At 63.9% G+C, this 16,878-nt stretch carries 15 protein-coding genes; 7 read left to right on the plus strand and 8 right to left on the minus strand.

Features of this window, described 5'->3' with window-relative positions; translation table 11 throughout:
* Positions 1-199: 199 nt before the first annotated feature.
* Positions 200-1,309, plus strand: a complete 1,110-nt coding sequence (locus ACIQH5_RS21485) for an FAD-dependent oxidoreductase (RefSeq protein WP_400407501.1) — start codon at positions 200-202, stop codon at positions 1,307-1,309.
* Positions 1,310-1,370: 61 nt separating this feature from the next.
* Here ACIQH5_RS21485 and ACIQH5_RS21490 read toward each other — a convergent pair whose 3' ends face one another.
* Complete coding sequence (locus ACIQH5_RS21490) at positions 1,371-3,593, minus strand: NADP-dependent isocitrate dehydrogenase (protein WP_400407502.1); 2,223 nt, start codon at positions 3,591-3,593, stop codon at positions 1,371-1,373.
* Between the two features lie 240 nt (positions 3,594-3,833).
* Between ACIQH5_RS21490 and ACIQH5_RS21495 the strand changes: the two genes are divergently transcribed.
* Both ACIQH5_RS21495 and ACIQH5_RS21500 read left to right on the plus strand, forming a co-directional pair.
* Positions 3,834-4,445 carry a hypothetical protein gene (locus ACIQH5_RS21495; RefSeq protein ID WP_400407504.1) on the plus strand — a complete coding sequence of 204 codons (612 nt, stop codon included), beginning with the start codon at positions 3,834-3,836 and terminating at the stop codon, positions 4,443-4,445.
* 106 nt (positions 4,446-4,551) lie between these two features.
* Complete coding sequence (locus ACIQH5_RS21500; RefSeq protein WP_400407506.1) at positions 4,552-5,658, plus strand: trypsin-like serine peptidase; 1,107 nt, start codon at positions 4,552-4,554, stop codon at positions 5,656-5,658.
* A gap of 178 nt (positions 5,659-5,836) precedes the next feature.
* On the opposite strand, the gene purH is transcribed toward ACIQH5_RS21500, so the two are convergent.
* Positions 5,837-7,507: a bifunctional phosphoribosylaminoimidazolecarboxamide formyltransferase/IMP cyclohydrolase gene (gene purH / locus ACIQH5_RS21505; protein ID WP_400407508.1), complete on the minus strand. Its 1,671-nt coding sequence runs from the start codon at positions 7,505-7,507 to the stop codon at positions 5,837-5,839.
* A 512-nt stretch (positions 7,508-8,019) separates the two neighbouring features.
* Positions 8,020-8,949 (minus strand): endonuclease domain-containing protein, encoded by a 930-nt coding sequence (locus ACIQH5_RS21510; RefSeq protein WP_400407510.1) that lies wholly within the window; start codon positions 8,947-8,949, stop codon positions 8,020-8,022.
* A 236-nt stretch (positions 8,950-9,185) separates the two neighbouring features.
* Between ACIQH5_RS21510 and ACIQH5_RS21515 the strand changes: the two genes are divergently transcribed.
* The 3 genes from ACIQH5_RS21515 to ACIQH5_RS21525 are packed head-to-tail and all read left to right on the plus strand — an operon-like array spanning position 9,186 to position 12,459.
* The gene (locus tag ACIQH5_RS21515; protein ID WP_400407512.1) at positions 9,186-10,130 is read left to right on the plus strand and encodes an N-acetylglucosamine kinase; all 945 of its coding nucleotides are present in this window, start codon (positions 9,186-9,188) and stop codon (positions 10,128-10,130) included.
* Positions 10,105-11,055, plus strand: coding sequence for an N-acetylmuramic acid 6-phosphate etherase (gene murQ / locus ACIQH5_RS21520; RefSeq protein ID WP_400407514.1), 951 nt, complete (start codon positions 10,105-10,107; stop codon positions 11,053-11,055). Before ACIQH5_RS21515 ends, murQ begins: the two co-directional genes overlap by 26 nt.
* 51 nt (positions 11,056-11,106) lie before the next feature.
* Positions 11,107-12,459: an MFS transporter gene (locus tag ACIQH5_RS21525; RefSeq protein ID WP_400407516.1), complete on the plus strand. Its 1,353-nt coding sequence runs from the start codon at positions 11,107-11,109 to the stop codon at positions 12,457-12,459.
* Positions 12,460-12,511: 52 nt separating this feature from the next.
* Here ACIQH5_RS21525 and purN read toward each other — a convergent pair whose 3' ends face one another.
* Positions 12,512-13,078 carry a phosphoribosylglycinamide formyltransferase gene (gene purN / locus ACIQH5_RS21530; RefSeq protein WP_400407518.1) on the minus strand — a complete coding sequence of 189 codons (567 nt, stop codon included), beginning with the start codon at positions 13,076-13,078 and terminating at the stop codon, positions 12,512-12,514.
* 11 nt (positions 13,079-13,089) lie between these two features.
* Here purN and ACIQH5_RS21535 point away from each other — a divergent pair, with 11 nt between their 5' ends.
* Positions 13,090-13,539: a hypothetical protein gene (locus ACIQH5_RS21535; protein ID WP_214814997.1), complete on the plus strand. Its 450-nt coding sequence runs from the start codon at positions 13,090-13,092 to the stop codon at positions 13,537-13,539.
* Positions 13,540-13,577: 38 nt separating this feature from the next.
* On the opposite strand, the gene ACIQH5_RS21540 is transcribed toward ACIQH5_RS21535, so the two are convergent.
* From ACIQH5_RS21540 to ACIQH5_RS21555, 4 genes are all read right to left on the minus strand, one after another.
* The gene (locus tag ACIQH5_RS21540) at positions 13,578-14,909 is read right to left on the minus strand and encodes a DUF6350 family protein (protein ID WP_400407520.1); all 1,332 of its coding nucleotides are present in this window, start codon (positions 14,907-14,909) and stop codon (positions 13,578-13,580) included.
* Positions 14,910-15,395: 486 nt separating this feature from the next.
* Complete coding sequence (locus ACIQH5_RS21545; protein ID WP_062066719.1) at positions 15,396-15,773, minus strand: hypothetical protein; 378 nt, start codon at positions 15,771-15,773, stop codon at positions 15,396-15,398.
* Complete coding sequence (locus ACIQH5_RS21550) at positions 15,770-16,171, minus strand: J domain-containing protein (protein WP_400407522.1); 402 nt, start codon at positions 16,169-16,171, stop codon at positions 15,770-15,772. The genes ACIQH5_RS21545 and ACIQH5_RS21550 overlap by 4 nt, the downstream gene beginning before the upstream one ends.
* Before the next feature lie 226 nt (positions 16,172-16,397).
* Positions 16,398-16,820: an Hsp20/alpha crystallin family protein gene (locus ACIQH5_RS21555; protein WP_400407524.1), complete on the minus strand. Its 423-nt coding sequence runs from the start codon at positions 16,818-16,820 to the stop codon at positions 16,398-16,400.
* Between the last annotated feature and the right edge of the window lie 58 nt (positions 16,821-16,878).

Here is a 16,878-nt window from a genome sequence, read left to right on the forward strand (position 1 = left end):
GAACAACCTCAGCGACCAAACGATTCGTGAACTTCACCATGGCAATCGACACCCTTCAATATTCAGGTGTTGCGATCACCGCATGATTCAGCGCGTTCAGAACGGCCTGATCTGCTACTCAGTTGGGTGAGTGGGGGCAGAATGGGAGTGGCCCTGTTTCGGGGTCGCGTTTCAAGAGGGCATTGTGGATGGAGCAGGCATGCAGGTTGACGTTGTAGTTGTTGGCGGAGGAGCCATGGGATCGGCGGCCGCCTGGCAACTGGCCCGGGCGGGTCGCTCAGTGGTTCTGTTGGAGCAATTCGAGGCCGGCCACCACATCGGCGCTTCGCACGGCGCCACCCGCAACTTCAACACCGCCTACGCCGAGGCCGACTACCTGGACCTCCTCGCCGAGTCCAAGACCCTGTGGGACGAACTCGCGGCGGAGCACGGCGCACCGCTCTTGGACATGGTGGGCCTCGTGAACCACGGAAACGTCCCCCGCCTTCGAGAGGTCCGGGAAGCGCACGAGGCACGGGGCATCGAAAGCTACTTCATCTCCCCCGACGAAGCCGCCAACCGGTGGCTGGGCATGAATTTCGCCACCGACGTCCTCTTCGTTCCCGGCTCCGGCCGGATCCGCTCGGCAGACGCCCTGGTGGCGCTGCGGAAATCCGCCGAAGCCAGTGGTGCCGTGTTCAAGTACTCGACGCCGGTCCTGGACATCCGCATCGATGGCGCCGAATCGGTGGTGGTGGTGACGGAGGAAACCGAATACACCGCCAACCGCGTGGTCGTCACGGCAGGTGCGTGGACCAACAAGCTCGTCAGCAAGCACGTCAAGCTCCCGGCCTTGGTGGTCACCCAGGAACAACCGGCTCACTTCACGCCCAGGGACAACACGCTGGTGTGGCCCAGCTTCAACCACAGCCCGGACCCTGATCCGAACAACGAAGCCTACGAGTACTGGTACAGCCCCGTGTACGGCATGCTCACCCCTGGCGAAGGCGTGAAAGCCGGTTGGCATGGGGTCGGCCCGGTCATGGATCCGGACGAGCGCACGTTCGAGCCCATCCCCCACCAGATGGAAGCCTTGGTGAGGTACGCAGAAGAGTGGCTTCCCGGCGTCGACCCCTCCACCGCGGTTCCCATCAGCTGCACGTACACCACCACGCCCAACGAGGACTTTGTGCTGGACCATTTCGGTCCGCTGGTGGTGGGCGCCGGCTTCTCGGGTCACGGTTTCAAGTTCACGCCCGCTATCGGCCGGGTGCTGAAGGACATCGTCGACGGCGGCATGGCACCGGAGCGGTTCCACGCAGAGCGCTAAATCAGTACTTAAAGCAACTGGCCCGCAGGCAATGCCTGCGGGCCAGTTTGCTATGCCGTGACTACTTCTTCAGGTCCGCGAGAACCTTGTTGAAGGTGGCCGACGGGCGCATGATCTCAGCGGCCTTGGCAGCGTCCGGACGGTAGTAACCGCCCAGGTCGACGGCGGGACCCTGGACTGCGGCCAGCTCACCGACGATTGTCTCCTCGTTGGAGGTCAGGGCTTCAGCGATTGCTGCGAAGTCCTTGGCCAACTCGGCGTCTTCGGTCTGCTTGGCCAGTTCCTGGGCCCAGTACGTGGCCAGGTAGAAGTGGCTTCCGCGGTTGTCCAGCTCGCCAACGCTGCGGCGAGGGGACTTGTTTTCCAGCAGGAACGTACCCGTGGCGCGGTCCAGCGTGTCAGCCAGGACCTGTGCGCGGGCGTTGCCCGTGGTGGTGGCAAGGTGCTCGAAGCTGACGGCCAGGGCAAGGAACTCGCCCAGGCTGTCCCAGCGGAGGTGGTTTTCCTTGACCAGCTGCTGGACGTGCTTGGGAGCGGAACCACCGGCGCCGGTCTCGAACAGGCCGCCACCGTTGATCAGCGGAACGATGGAGAGCATCTTGGCGCTGGTGCCAAGCTCGAGGATCGGGAACAGGTCCGTGAGGTAGTCGCGGAGGACGTTACCGGTGACGGAGATGGTGTCCTCACCCTTGCGGATGCGCTCCAAGGTGAAGGCCGTGGCCTCAACCGGGGAAAGGATCTTGATTTCCAGGCCCTCGGTGTCGTGTTCCTTGAGGTACTCGTTGACCTTGGCGATCAGGTTGGCGTCGTGAGCGCGGGTCTCGTCCAGCCAGAACACGGCCGGGGTCTGGGATGCGCGGGCACGGGTGACGGCCAGCTTGACCCAGTCGCGGACCGGGATGTCCTTGGTCTGGCATGCGCGCCAGATGTCACCGGGGAAGACCTGGTGCTCGGTGAGGACGTTGCCCTTGCTGTCCACGAGCTGGACGGTGCCGGCTGCCTGGATCTCGAAGGTTTTGTCGTGGCTGCCGTATTCTTCGGCTGCCTGTGCCATGAGGCCCACGTTGGGAACGGTGCCCATGGTGGTGGGGTCGAACGCACCGTTGGCGCGGCAGTCGTCCAGGACAACCTGGTAGATGCCGGCGTAGGAGCTGTCCGGGATTACAGCCAGGGTGTCTGCTTCCTTGCCGTCCGGGCCCCACATGTGGCCGGAGGAACGGATCATGGCGGGCATGGAGGCGTCAACAATGATGTCCGACGGAACGTGCAGGCTGGTGATGCCCTTGTCCGAGTCCACCATGGCCAGTGCCGGACCGTCTTCGAGGCCCTTGGTGATTGCTGCCTTGACGCCTTCGCGGACGTCCTCGGGCAGGTCTTCCAGGCCGCTGAGGATGGCTGCGAGGCCGTTGTTCGGGCTGATGCCTGCGGCTGCGAGCTGCTTGCCATAGGTTTCGAACAGCTCGGAGAAGTAAGCCTTGACCACGTGGCCGAAGATGATGGGGTCCGAGACCTTCATCATGGTGGCCTTCAGGTGTGCGGAGAAGAGGACTCCCTCTTCCGTGGCACGGGCAACCTGTGCCTTGAGGAACTCGTCCAGGGCGTCAGCGCGGAGCACGGTGGCGTCCACAACTTCGCCGGCCAGGACGGGGAAGTCCTTCTTGAGGACCTTGGTGGTGCCGTCTTCGCGGACCAACTGGATGGTCAGGGAATCGTCAGCCTTGAGGACAACGGACTTCTCGTTGGAGCGGAAGTCGTTCTCGCCCATGGTGGCAACGTTGGTCTTCGAATCAGCGGACCAGGCACCCATGGAGTGCGGGTTCTGGCGGGCGTAGTTCTTCACCGACAGCGGTGCGCGGCGGTCCGAGTTGCCTTCACGGAGCACCGGGTTAACGGCGGAACCCTTGATCTTGTCGTAGCGCGAGCGGATGTCCGTCTCGGTGTCCGAGGAGGGGTTGTCCGGGTAGTCCGGGAGGGCGTAGCCCTGGGCCTGGAGTTCGGCGATGGCAGCCTTGAGCTGCGGCACGGAAGCGCTGATGTTGGGCAGCTTGATGATGTTGGCTTCCGGCTGCTTTGCCAGTTCACCAAGTTCAGCAAGCGCGTTGCCCGTGCGCTGTTCTTCTGTCAGGAAATCACCGAAGACGGCGATGATGCGGCCGGCCAGCGAAATATCGCGGGTCTCAACCTCTACTCCTGCGGTCGAGGCATACGCTTCAACAATCGGCAGGAATGAGTAAGTTGCCAGCATCGGCGCTTCGTCTGTGTGGGTATAGATAATCTTGGCCATTGGTGGGGTTCTCCCTGAAAGTCTGCAGATTTCAACATCTCTAACTTACCCGAGTAGACCGTTTTGACGGCCCTTCGTGTCCGGGATCACGTGTTCGTTACCGCTCTCCGGCAATTAACGCCCGACGGCGACCTGACCGCCGCCGCTGCCCGCCGCCGTCGTGCGCTGGTTGCGTGAGCAATGTGCGGTTCCCGGGCGCGTCAGCATCGCATTCACGACGAAACCGAACATAGTGAAATCATGACCCGCACCCTTCGAGCCGCCTCCCCGGCTGCCTCATTGGCCCCTTTCCTGGCTGCCTTGGCGGCCGGAATGCTCCTCGCGCTGACCGCCTGCACCGCGCCGGCACCAACGCCCCGGCAGACCATCCCGCACGACGCCGACACCGGACAGACGATTGCCGAAGCCCGCGAAGCTATCGACGCCGTTCCCGGGATCTCGGTCACCGGATTCGACGGAGGGGGTCCACCAAACGTGAAAGGCAACACCGGATACTCCATACAGCTAGCCATCGACCCCGGCTACACCGTCCTCTACGGCGACTTGCTGGTGGATTACATCGTCCGGAACATTTGGTCTGTGGGCGAGGGTTACATGCCCAACACGCAGATCCAGATCAGTGCCCGAACCGCTGACGGGGAGCCGTTCTTCGACCTCGCCGCCGCAGGCGTGGGATCGGCCTGGATGGGCGGACAGCCCTCTGCCCCCAAGCAGCACAACAGCATCATCATCCCGCTTAGCGCCGACGATCCCGATGGCGCGCGCAACCTTTCAATGTTCAAACGGGACGGTTCATGGCCTGGCGTTGTGCCAAAACCACTCTCGGACAGGGTCACGGTCAAAGACCACTGACACTCACCATTGGAGAACCACCAGCCACCGGAGATTAGGCGTGCACCGCGCACGCCAAAAGGACCCTGCCACTTAACAAGCAAGTGACAGCAAATTATCACAAAGTATGAAACATCTCTTTACAAAGTTGTCACACGTTCGATACCTTCAATTCCGTCAGTCGGCGGTCGCCATCACTGGCCGCCTCACTCCCTCGATAGGTAGGAACAACGTGACAAAAACCAAGACCCTGGCCACAAGCCTGCTGAGTCTGTCCGCTGCCGCAATCCTGGCGCTGGTTGGAACCACCAGCGCCAACGCGGCACCGGTCAACACCACAGACTCCAGCGGCGCTGCGGTCAGCAGCCACGTAGTGTCGGACGCCGGCGCTGCAGATTATTGGACCCCGGAGCGCATGAAGAATGCCGCGTCCGGCGAAATCCTGGCCGCGAAAGCACTCGAACGCGGCAAGCTCCTCAACATCGGCAAAGCCCCGGTCACTGAAGCCCCGGGCGCCATCAGCAGCATCGCAGGCCAGCAAGCAGCACCCGATTCCAAGACCATCGACCGGAAAGTGAACCAGAGCGAAACGCCGGTCAAGCACATAGGCAAGATCTTCTTCACCCTGGGCGGCTCCAACTACGTCTGCTCAGGCAACTCCGTCACCGCAGCCAACAAGAGCACCGTGTCCACCGCCGGACACTGCCTCAACGAAGGCCCCGGCGCTTACGCCACCAACTTCGTCTTCGTTCCCGCCTACCTCAACGGTGCAGCACCCTACGGGAAGTGGACGGCAAAGGCGCTGTACGCCCCCACCCAGTGGGCCTCCAACGGCAACATGCAGTACGACACCGCCTTCGCCGTCATGAACACCCTCAACGGCCAGAAGCTCGCCGACGTGGTTGGTTCCTCAGGCGTCCAGTTCAACGCCGCCCGCGGCCTGAGCTACAAGGCCTTTGGCTACCCGGCAGGCTCGCCCTTCAACGGCGAATCGCTCAAGAGCTGCTCCGGCACCGCCACGAACGATCCCTACAACCCGCAGTTCAACAGCCAGGGAATCCCCTGCAACATGACCGGTGGGTCCTCGGGCGGACCGTGGTTCATCGGCACCAGCTCCACCGGCTACCAGAACTCCGTGAACAGCTACGGATACGGCAGCAACTCCACCACCATGTACGGCCCGTACTGGGGCACCGTCATCCAGTCCACCTACAACACCGCGGCGGCTTCGTAACGGACCCTCTTTTGTAGGCACGTCCCTGTTGAATACGTGCGTATAAAGCACGACGGCGGCCGTCCCCTTCCCGGGGGCGGCCGCCGTCGCGTTGTGGTGCTCTGTGTCTTGTGGCGCTGGGCCCACGCCGCCCGGGTTCCCTGGCCGAAGCGCAGCGAGGTGAGGGCGGCGGTGGGGACTAGTGGAAGAAGTGGCGTGCGCCGGTGAAGTACATGGTGATGCCTGCAGCGTTGGCTGCGGCTATGACTTCCTCGTCGCGGACCGAACCGCCCGGCTGGACCACGGCGCGGACACCGGCGTCGATCAGGATCTGCAGGCCATCAGCGAACGGGAAGAACGCGTCCGAGGATGCAACGGCGCCGCGTGCCCGCTCAGGTGCGTCCCCACCGCTGGTGTTGGACGCGCCGCCAGCACCTTCGACGTCGGACTCCACCGTCACGCCCAGCGTGTTGGCGCGCTCCACGGCCAGGCGGCAGGAGTCCAGGCGGTTGACCTGGCCCATGCCGATGCCCACGGCTGCACCGTGGTTGGCGATCAGGATGGCGTTGGACTTTGCCGCGCGGCAAGCAGTCCAGGCGAAAGCGAGGTCAGCGAGGGTTGCTTCGTCGGCGGCTTCGCCGGCTGCGAGGGTCCAGTTGGCGGGGTTGTCGCCGTCGGCGTCCACCTTGTCGCTCATCTGGACCAGGACGCCACCGGAAACCTGGCGCATCTCGGAAGGGTAGCGGCCGTAGCCCTCGGGCAGTGCGAGGAGGCGGATGTTCTTCTTCTTGGAGAGGATCTCCACGGCTTCAGGCTCGAAGTCCGGGGCGATGACAACCTCGGTGAAGATGTCGGCAACCGTGCGGGCCATTCCTGCGGTGACGGTGCGGTTGGCAGCAATCACGCCGCCGAACGCGGAGACGGGGTCGCAGGCGTGGGCCTTGGCGTGAGCGTCAGCGATCGGGTCTGCAGCGTCAGCGGAACCGACGGCGACACCGCACGGGTTGGCGTGCTTGATGATCGCGACGGCGGGCTCGGCGAAGTCGAACGCTGCGCGGAGGGCGGCATCGGCGTCCACGAAGTTGTTGTAGCTCATGGCCTTGCCGTGCAGCTGGTCGGCCTGCGCGATGCCGGCCGGAGCAGCCTTGTCCACGTAGAGCGCGGCCTGCTGGTGCGGGTTTTCGCCGTAGCGGAGGACCTCGGAGCGTTCCAGGGACAGGCCGGCGTAGGCGGGCCAGTCGATGATGCCGTCGCCGTCTTCGTCCAGGAACTGGCTGGCAGTCCAGGAAGCCACAGCGTTGTCGTAGCTGGCCGTGTGCGCGAAGGCCTTGGCGGCCAGGCGACGACGGGTGTTCAGGTCGAAACCGCCGTGTGCGGCGGCGTCGACAACTGCGCCGTAGAAGTTCGGGTCCGTGACAATGGCGACGGCGGCGTGGTTCTTCGCGGCCGAACGCACCATGGCGGGGCCTCCGATGTCGATCTGCTCCACCACATCGTCCTGCGCTGCGCCGGACTTCACGGTCTCCACGAACGGGTACAGGTTCACCACAACGAGGTCGAAGGTTTCGATCTCCATGCCGGCCAAGGTGTCCATGTGGGCCGGGACGCGACGGTCAGCCAGGATGCCGCCGTGCACGCGCGGGTGCAGGGTCTTGACGCGGCCGTCCAGCATTTCCGGGGAGCCGGTGACTTCTTCGACTTCCTTGACCGGGATGCCTGCGGCGGCGATCTTCTTGGCGGTGGAGCCGGTGGAAACAAGGGCGACACCGGCTGCGTGCAGGCCCCTCGCGAGCTCCTCCAGTCCCGTCTTGTCGTAAACCGAGATCAGTGCACGGCGGATGGGAACACGGTCAAGCTGCGTCAAGCTCACAAAAGTCTCCGTCTTAGTTCGCGTAGATGTCGCGGGTGGTTTCGCGGGTGGTGGGGATACGGAGAGTTTATCGTGTTTCGTTGCCGCCCCGGTTTTGCGTCGTTTCTGCCCCTGCCCCTGCGTTGCCCCTGCGTTGCGAGGCCCCAGCGTTGTCAGGCCCACTCTGCGCCCCACTCCCGGCCCGAAACTCGCACACCAGGCCCCACAAAACACCCAACGTTGTCAGGCCCACTCTGCGTCCCCCTCCGGGCGCGAAAGGCGCACACCAGGCCCCACAAAAACACCCAACGTTGCAAGGCCCACACTGCGCCCCACTCCGGGCACGAAACGCGCACACCAGGCCCCACAAAAACACCCCCTGCGATGCGAGGCCCACTCTGCGCCCCACTCCGGGCGCGAAACGCGCACACCCGGCCCCACAAAACACCCCCAACGTTGCAAGGCCCACACTGCGCCCAACTCCGGGCGCGAAAGGCGCACACCCGGCCCCACAAAGTGGGCGAGACCAAAGACTACGACGACGGCCCGCGCCACCCGCGCGACCTCAACGCATCGCGCACCTTCCGTTCCGCGTTGGCCCACCCGCCCTTCATCTGGACATCGGAGAATTTCAGGACGATCCACCCCAACGCGCGAAGCCGATCGTCGCGTTCGATGTCCTTGCCCCATTGCACTGGGTCGGAGCGGTGATGATCACCCTCATATTCCATGGCAATTTTGTACTCCTTGTACTGGAGATCGGGCGTCGATATGTATCTCCCACGATCGTCGAAGATCGGCGCGGTAATCGCTGGCTCCGGCAGGCCGGCGTCGACGATTTTCAGGCGTAGCCTCGACTCCTGCGGAGAATCAACCCCCGACCTCAGCAACGGCAGGATCTCCCGGGCCATTCTGATTCCCTTTACCTTGGGGCGTCTATTGATGACTTCCTGGATCGCCTCAAACGAGGAAAGGGGATTCTCGCGCGCCAACAGAAAGTCGCCAGCTGCCACGAGCGATGACCTTCCCATGTGCCTGGCCAGATCCACCCATGTCCATTCCGGCGACGTCAACTGAACTCCGTTCAACATACGGACGTCCCGAGCAAGCAGTGGAGCCCGATGTCCCATGACTCCGCGACGCTTGACCCTGCCGATCTCTGGCCGACGGGTCACATGGATTAGCCCACTTTTGCCTTCCTCCTCGAGATAGATGGGGAGGGGCATAGACCACAACAGCGCCGCCGTGACATGACTGATTGCGCAGCGTGGAGTGACTGCCGTATGCAGCCGACCGAGCAGTTCGAGGTCTCGTCCGTTTGCCTTGGCAATACGAATGCCACGACTCGGCGTTACAAGTTCATTCGACTGGAGCCGCCACCGTGGCACGCCGGCAGCATAGGCATCGGCGACGAGAAAGCCCTGGGGGTCAACGTCCGTCGGCAAAGGGGTGAGATTCCGCATGGATCCATGCTCTCGGGAAACGATGGCTCACCTTCGGTTATCCACAGAAATCGCCCTCAGGGACACTCCTGACTGCTCCTCCACAAGACTTGCGAGGCCCGCTCTGCGCCCCAAACCATCCCCCAAACACGCTCAACAGGCCCCACAACGCATCACCCAAAACTTGCGAGGCCCGCTCTGCGCCCCAAACCACCCACCAAACACGCTCAACAGGCCCCACAACATAGGGTTGAGCCATGGAATCCACCGAGGTTGTTCTTGTTGCCGATGTTGGGAAGAGCCGTTGCCGGGTGGAGTTGCGCAGCGGCCATGAGTTGCTGGGCGCCGCCGACCAGCACGGCTTTCCCGGGGTACACGTGGACAACGGACCCACCCTCGCGTTCGAGCTCCTGCTCGAAACGGTCAGCCAACTGCCGCCCGGTCTCCCCGTCAGCACGTTGACGGGTATCGGCGCCGCGGTTGCCGGCGTTGAGGCCTCCGCGGAAAAGTCGCAGGAACTCGCCACCATGTTGTCCCAACGGTTCAGTGTCCCCGCGGCCGTCCTCTCCGACGCCACGGCTGCCCAGCTCGGCGCACTGCAAGGAGCCCCCGGCACAACGCTCATCGTGGGCACAGGCGCAGTGGCCTTCCGCTTCGATGAAGCCGGAATCCTGCACCGGGCCGACGGTTGGGGTCCCTATCTTGGCGATCGCGGCAGCGGCCGATGGATCGGCCAGCAGGGTCTACAGGCAGTTCTTGAAGCGCACGACGGCGGCCCGTCCACGTCGTTGTCCGCTGCAGCTGGCGCTCTGGTTGAGTCGCCCGAGATGCTGCCGGGCTGGCTCGCGGCCATGGAGAACCCCTACCGGGCGATGGCCCGTTTCGCGCCGCTGGTGCTGCACGCAGCGGAGGCGGGTGACGCCGTCGCGCATGACATTGTGGGCGAGGCGTGCCGCATCCTGACCAGTACCGTTGAGCGAGCGAGCGGCACCGAACCCGGCACATCCAGGGTGGCGCTCCTGGGCGGAGTGGTGGGATCGGACTTCTTCGCGGCGCTCTTGCGGAAGTCACTCGCTTCGGCTGGGATTGAGGTGGTGGCCGCGCTGGGCGATGGCTTGGACGGGGCTGCCCTCGCTGCGACGCGCCGCGGGCTCATCCAGGAAAGGTACATCCACCGTGACGGAACAAACTGGCCCGACTAACGCCGACAACCTAGCGGGCCTGCGCACGGAACTCGCCGGATTGCAGACCGAGGCCACGGCCGAGGGCCTGGAAAACCTGGACATCCTTGGTACTGAAGAACTCGTTTCCGCGATGCTCGCACACAGTTCAGGAGTACACGCCGCGGTTGAGGCTGCACGCCCCGCCATTGTTCACACCGTCGACGCCGTTGCGGAGCGACTCCAGCGCGGCGGCCGCCTTCTGTACGTGGGAGCCGGGACAGCCGGGCGACTCGGTGTGCTCGACGCGAGCGAGTGCCCGCCGACGTTCGGAACCCCGCCGGGACTCGTCGTCGGGCTCATCGCGGGCGGTGTGCAGGCGATCCAGAAACCGGTGGAATATGCCGAAGACAACGCGACTGCCGGCGCGCGCGACCTGCACGACATCAACGTGACCGAAGCGGACGCCGTCGTCGGTATTACGGCCTCGGGCCGGACGCCGTACGTGATCGGCGCGCTGGAGGAGGCCCGGAAACGGGGTGCGTTCACGGCGTCGCTGGCCTGCAACAAGGGTTCGGCCGTCAGTCATGTGGCCGACGCCGCGATCGAGGTTGTGGTGGGTCCGGAGTTCATCGCGGGCTCCACCCGGCTGAACTCGGGAACGGCGCAGAAACTTGTCCTCAACATGATCAGCACCTTGGTGATGGTGAAGCTCGGCAAGACCTACGGGAACCTCATGGTGGATCTGCGGGCCACGAACGAGAAGCTGCTTGCCCGCTCGCAACGCACGGTTCAGCATGCAACCGGGGTTTCTGCCCAGGAAGCAGCGACCGCCCTGGACTCTGTTGGCGGTTCGGTGAAGGCTGCCATTTTGGTGCTCCTGACGGGTATCGATGCTGGTCAGGCCAAGGGCGCCCTCGAGGAAGCCGGCGGTTTCCTGCGCAGGGCCATTGAGAACCAGAAGTAACCCGGACGGCTGCGCCGTGCCCAGCGCATAAAGTTGCATGCAGGAGGGCAAATGAATACATACACAGCCGTGCCCAGCGGCGAACAAGTTGTGCAGGAACTGCCATGGCGGTGGAAGGTCCAAGGACGGATTTTCCTGATCGGCGGGCTCGGGTTCATGTTCGACGCCTGGGATGTCACGCTCAATGGCATCTTGATTCCGTTGCTGTCCAAGCACTGGTCCCTGCAGCCGGCTGACGCTGCGTGGATCGGGACGGCCAACCTGATCGGCATGGCTGTGGGTGCGTTCGCGTGGGGCACCATTGCGGACACCATCGGCCGCAAGAAAGCCTTCACGGCCACCCTCCTCATTTTCAGTATCTTCACGGTCTTCGGCGCGTTTGCCCCGGACATCGTGTGGTTCTGCATCTTCCGTTTCATGGCCGGCTTCGGGCTGGGCGGCTGCATCCCCGTGGATTACGCGCTGGTGGGTGAGTTCACGCCCCGCAAGCAACGCGGCAAAGTGCTCACGGCCATGGATGGTTGGTGGCCCGTTGGTGCAGCGCTGTGCGGTTTCATTTCCGCCGGGCTGGTTGCGGCCTTTGGCGACTGGCGGCTCACTATGCTGATCATGGTGCTGCCCGCGTTGTTGGTTTTCTGGGTACGGCGTTCGGTTCCGGAGTCGCCCCTGTTCCTCATTCGGGCGGGCCGACGCGCTGAGGCGGCGGCAGTGATTGATGGGCTGGTCGAGGCAACTGGCGCTTCCCCACGGGCTTACAGCTTGCCCGAACCCCAGGCCGCACCCCGCCTCTCCCCCGGCAGTGCTTGGGCCCAGTTGCGGGGAATTTGGCAGTTCAACTGGAAGATCACCACAGCGGCGTGGGCGTTGTTCTTCTCTGTGCTTCTGGTCTATTACTTGTCGCTGACGTGGATGCCCCGCATTCTCATCGGCGCTGGTTTCGAGGAGTACAAGGCGTTCGTCACGACGGCGAGCATGGCCGCCGTCGGACTCTTGGGCGTGGTGGTCGCAGCGCTGCTGGTGGAGCGTGTGGGCCGCAAGTGGATCCTCGCCGTCACCGGTCCTCTATCTGCTCTGACCCTGGTGATCGTGGCATTCGTGGTGGATGTGCCTTCGGCTGCCGTGTTCTGGTTGCTGGTGTTCGGGTTCGTGGTCCAGGTGGCCATTCCGGTGCTGTACGCCTACGTGTCCGAGCTGTACCCGACGGAACTTCGCGGCTCCGGTTTCGGCTGGGCTTCGACCTTCTCGCGCATCGGCGCAGGCTTTGGCCCCTTGGTGTTTGCCTCGTTCTTCTGGCCTGAGTTCGGGCTGGCGCAGTCGTTCGCGATGGCTGGCGGCCTGGTGCTGCTGTCCGTGCTTTGGATGGCGTTCTTCGCACCGGAAACGAAGCAGCGCGTCCTCGAGTAGCCCGCTCCCCGCGCCCCCAGTTGGGTGCGGTGCGCTACTTGGGGGCGGTGCGCTACTTGGCGGCGGCGAGGTCTGCCAGGGTCTGGACCAGCAGACGGCGCTCCACTACCTTGATGCGCTCGTGCAGGGTTTCTTCGGAGTCCTCGGGAAGTACAGTCACGGCTTCCTGGGCAATGATGGGGCCTGTGTCCACCCCGGCGTCGGCCCAGTGAACGGTGCACCCAGTGACCTTCACGCCGTAGGCGATTGCGTCGCGCACTCCGTGGGCGCCCGGGAAGGACGGCAGCAGGGCTGGGTGCGTGTTGACGTATTTGCCGCCGAAAGCGTTGATGAAGTCCTCGCTGACGATCCTCATGAAACCCGAGGAAACCACCACGTCCGGCCGGTAGGACAGGACTTTGTCGCGCAGGGCGGTATCCCACTCGGCGCGTGTTTCGAATGAGTTGAAGTTGACCACGAAGGTCTCAAAGCCGGCTTCGTCGGAGCGTTCCACACCGTAGGTATCGGGCCGGTCGGCGCCCACAGCGGCGATCTCGACATCCAGTTCACCCGACTTCACGGCGTCGATGACTGCCTGAAGATTTGAACCGGTACCGGAGACGAGGACAACAATGCGCATTGCACTAGCTTATGGGCGGCTCGCGTAGGCTGGAAAACATGAATCCCGACGTCGGTTCCAAGCCGAACCAACAACCCCGCTCCGAGGCCGAAAAGTCCACCCTCGGCGTGAGTCAGAATCTCTTCCGCGCATTCCTCTTGGCGGCTTTGGGTGCGTTCTTCGTGTTCTCACTGAACGTGAATTACGTGTGGTTGAGCGCCATCCTGACGCTTGCAGCGTTGGTGTTGGGCATCGTCGTACTGGTTCGGACGCTGAAGCACAAACACCCGAAACTGATGCTGTTCGGGACCATTTCCGGCCTGGTTGTCACTGCCGTGATGTGTCTGCTGATCCTGACATCGGCGCTCTTCTTCAACCAGGTCAGCACTTACCAGGACTGCTCACGCGGTGCCCTCACGGAATCCGCAAAGACGCAGTGCCTCACGCAGCTCGAGAACTCGATGCCGGGGCCGTTGCGGTAGCTTTTTCGTAGAACCCCAGCGCTACTGAGCGAACCCGCTCAGGCGTGTTCGTCGTCGTACGCTGCTTCGTCGAGGTTCGCCTCGCGCTGCTTCTGGCTGCGTTCCAGCCACGGCCCCACTGCGTAGCCAATCACGACGCCGATGCCCACTTCGGCGGCCAGCCAGGCCGCCATCCACAACGGGTGGGGACCGATTTCCGTGAGTCGCCCGACGCCTGCTGAACCGCGGGCGATCCAAGCCAACGCCCCACCCAGAAGCCCCGCGACGGCGCCAATGAATGCGCCCAGGAACAGGGTGGAAACGGTGGCGGTGAACCAGCGGGCTTTGATCTTGATGGAGAGCCACTCGTCAAAGTGATTCTCGCCTTCACGCAGGAACCACCAACCCGCCAGTATCCCGGCGACCACTGGCAGCGCGAGGGCCATGGCCCCGGCGTCGAACTGTCCGGCGGGAAGGGCACCAAGAACGGGGACGGCCGGCAGCGGTCCGACGGCGGTGCCCAGCGGACCCGCTGTTGAACCGACGCCGAGCGAGAAGCCGGCGCCGGTGGACCACGACAAAGCGAAAATGACGAGGTTGGGCAGGTAGCCGAGCTGCGCGATGGTGAGCACGGCACCGCCAAGGGCCCCAGCTTTCAAACCCTCGTAGACGGCAATAATGTCCGTCCAATGCCACACAATAGTCACAGCCAGGAGCAGCGCGGCCAGGCAAACAGCGGCCATGGCGGCTACGAATCCCGCCTTCAACGCCGAGCCCACGTACGAGCCCGCCCATCGGGAATGCTGGCTGGTCTTCGCGAGCCAGGCGACGGCGTCCACGCCGATCAGCCTGCTCCACGAGCCTGCCTCTCGCCGGGCGCCCACGATCATGCCAAGGCCAAAGGAGATCAGCGGAATGGTCATGGCGAACCACAGATTGATGACAACTTCCGGGGTACGGCACACGAAACCGGTGGCCGTGCCGAAGGACGCGTACACCACGAACGCGCCAAGGAACGCCTGCCACAACTGATCCGTATAGGACGCCCGGGCCAGTCGACGGCCTGCCCGCCAGGCGAGCAGGAACGGGATCAACGTCAGGCCAAGGGGGATGAGGGACAGCAGCCCCGAACCGGGTTGGGCCGCAGTTCCGAGGTTCACGTGCGCCAGTTCCAGCGGAACACCGTGGATCAGCAGCCAAGCCTGGCCCGCCAATCGGGCCAAAGAGTCCACGTTCCGGTCCTGGAACCCGTCGGTGGCCCACACCCCCACCAAGGGAAGGATCACAACAATGGCGGAAATGAACGCTGCCTGAGCCGCTTCCAAACCACCCTGTAGCCAAAGGGGCATCGGGAGGCCACGGTTTCCGGTCTGATCAGCGCGCAGTTTCATCGTGATCTATCGTGCCACGGTACGCCGCGCTCCCCCGGCAGGCTCCCCTGAAATACCGCGAATTCCAGCGCTTTTTCCCAAGGGCCGCCGTAAAATGGGAGGTGTTCTCCCGGGGACGGAGCCCTCAACGACCAACCTCAGCTCCTCCCCGCCCCGCACAGACTTTGAAAGGCCCGGAAACAATCGAAGCCGGGAACTAGGAGCGGCCAATGAATAGGTGTCACAACTCATAGCAGAAAGTCGTACTAGCAGCTGGTGCAGCCGCCTCGGGATTCGTCCCACAGGCTGCACCAGCCTTCTTTTTGGCTCACCCCTTTCCGCTGAGGGGCGACTTCTCGGCACTTCGGCGCCCACAAAGAGCCGAGAGCTCACCCCTCGCGAAAAACGCACGACGCCGGCCGCCTCACCTCTTTCCGCCGAGGGGCGACTTCTCGGCACTTTGGCGCCCACAAAGACCCGAGAGCTCACCCCTCGATGAGGAAGCCCTCAAAGCTGCGGCCCGTAGATGAACTCCTTGGCGTGATTGACGGCCTTCTTGAAGGCGTCGTTGCGGAGTGTCACTTGCTCGCGGCTGGCTCCGGCGTTGGGTTCCAGAAACGTCGTTGGCCCTGGGCGGAGCATCCAGATGTCTCCGGCCGGTGGGAGGTAGAAGACGCCGAAGGAGCGGTGTTCGGGGTCGTCCGTCCAGATGGGGACCACGGCTACGGCGGCACCCGTATCCGGGTTGATCCACTGGGCGCGGGGCAAGGGTTGTTCGTGGACTTCGGGGTCCAGGAAGGGGGCAGTTCCTCTCCCCCAGCGTTTCTCGAACCGCTCGTAGAAGGCCGGAATGATGTGGCCGTCGTAGGGACGCCAAGCGCTCATGGATTACTCCTTCGGTTTCTCAGGGGTGAAGGCTCCCAGCGGGATGGCCCAAACAGCAGCGGTGATTGTCGCTTCTGCTGAGGCGCCGACTCGGACCGGTGGAAGCGCACTTTCACGGGCGTACCGCGCGATCCGCCGGGGCTTCCCCCCGTACCAGCGGCAGTCCGCGCACGATCGTATGCCGCCCGCTTTCCTGGGTCCGACAAAACGACGTACGCCTGCATGATGGAGTGCAGTTCCTGGAGGTCGGCCGCGGAGGTGGTGTCGCCGTCGTCGAGCCTTTGACGCGTGTCCGGGTGGTGGGTCCGCAGCAGCGTGCGGTAGGCGCGGGTGATCTCACGGGCTGTCGCGTCCGGCGACACGTGGAGGGTTGCGTAGTGGTCGGGTTGCGTGCTCACTGGTGGTTCCGATTCTTGCTGCGGATTTGGAGATGGCCCCCGGCGTGAACCGGGGGCCATCACTCGGGAGACGACGGGCGGGGGTCGCTTTCATGTGCGCTAAGAAGCGCGGTGACGTGGCGCGAAGCCTGCGCCCAACTATTCCGATGCGGCCGCCTCCGTTGTTCCCGGCTGTCGCCCTGTCGGTTGGCCACCCCGGGTGAGCATTCCGGCAGGGCGAACGGGATTAGGCGTTGATTTCCTGCCTCTGCCCTTGGGACTGGATCTCGATGCGCCGCGGCTTTGCCTTCTCGGCGACGGGGATGCGGAGTGTGAGCACCCCTGCGTCGTAGCTTGCCTCGACGCCGTCGGTATCGAGGGTGTCACCGAGGATGAGCTGGCGGCTGAAGACGCCTTGGGGGCGCTCGGCGGCGATCATTTCGGTGGTCTCCCCCGCGGGCGACTTGCGTTCGGCCTTGACCGTGAGGACGTTGCGTTCGACGTCGAGGTCAACGGTCTGCGGATCCACCCCTGGCAGATCGAAGGCAACAACGAATTGTCCGTCCTCCTGCCACGCATCCATCGGCATTCCGGCCGGGCGTGCTGTTGTGCCAAAAACCTGTTGTGCGAGCCTGTCGAATTCGCGGAACGGGTCAGTGCGCATCAGCATTGGTTCTCACTCCTTTGGTCTTGATGCTGATTCTGTTGTTCGTCCAGCCTGCCTGATC

Source organism: Paenarthrobacter sp. NPDC091711 (assembly GCF_044756605.1).
In the GTDB taxonomy this organism is placed as follows: domain Bacteria; phylum Actinomycetota; class Actinomycetes; order Actinomycetales; family Micrococcaceae; genus Arthrobacter.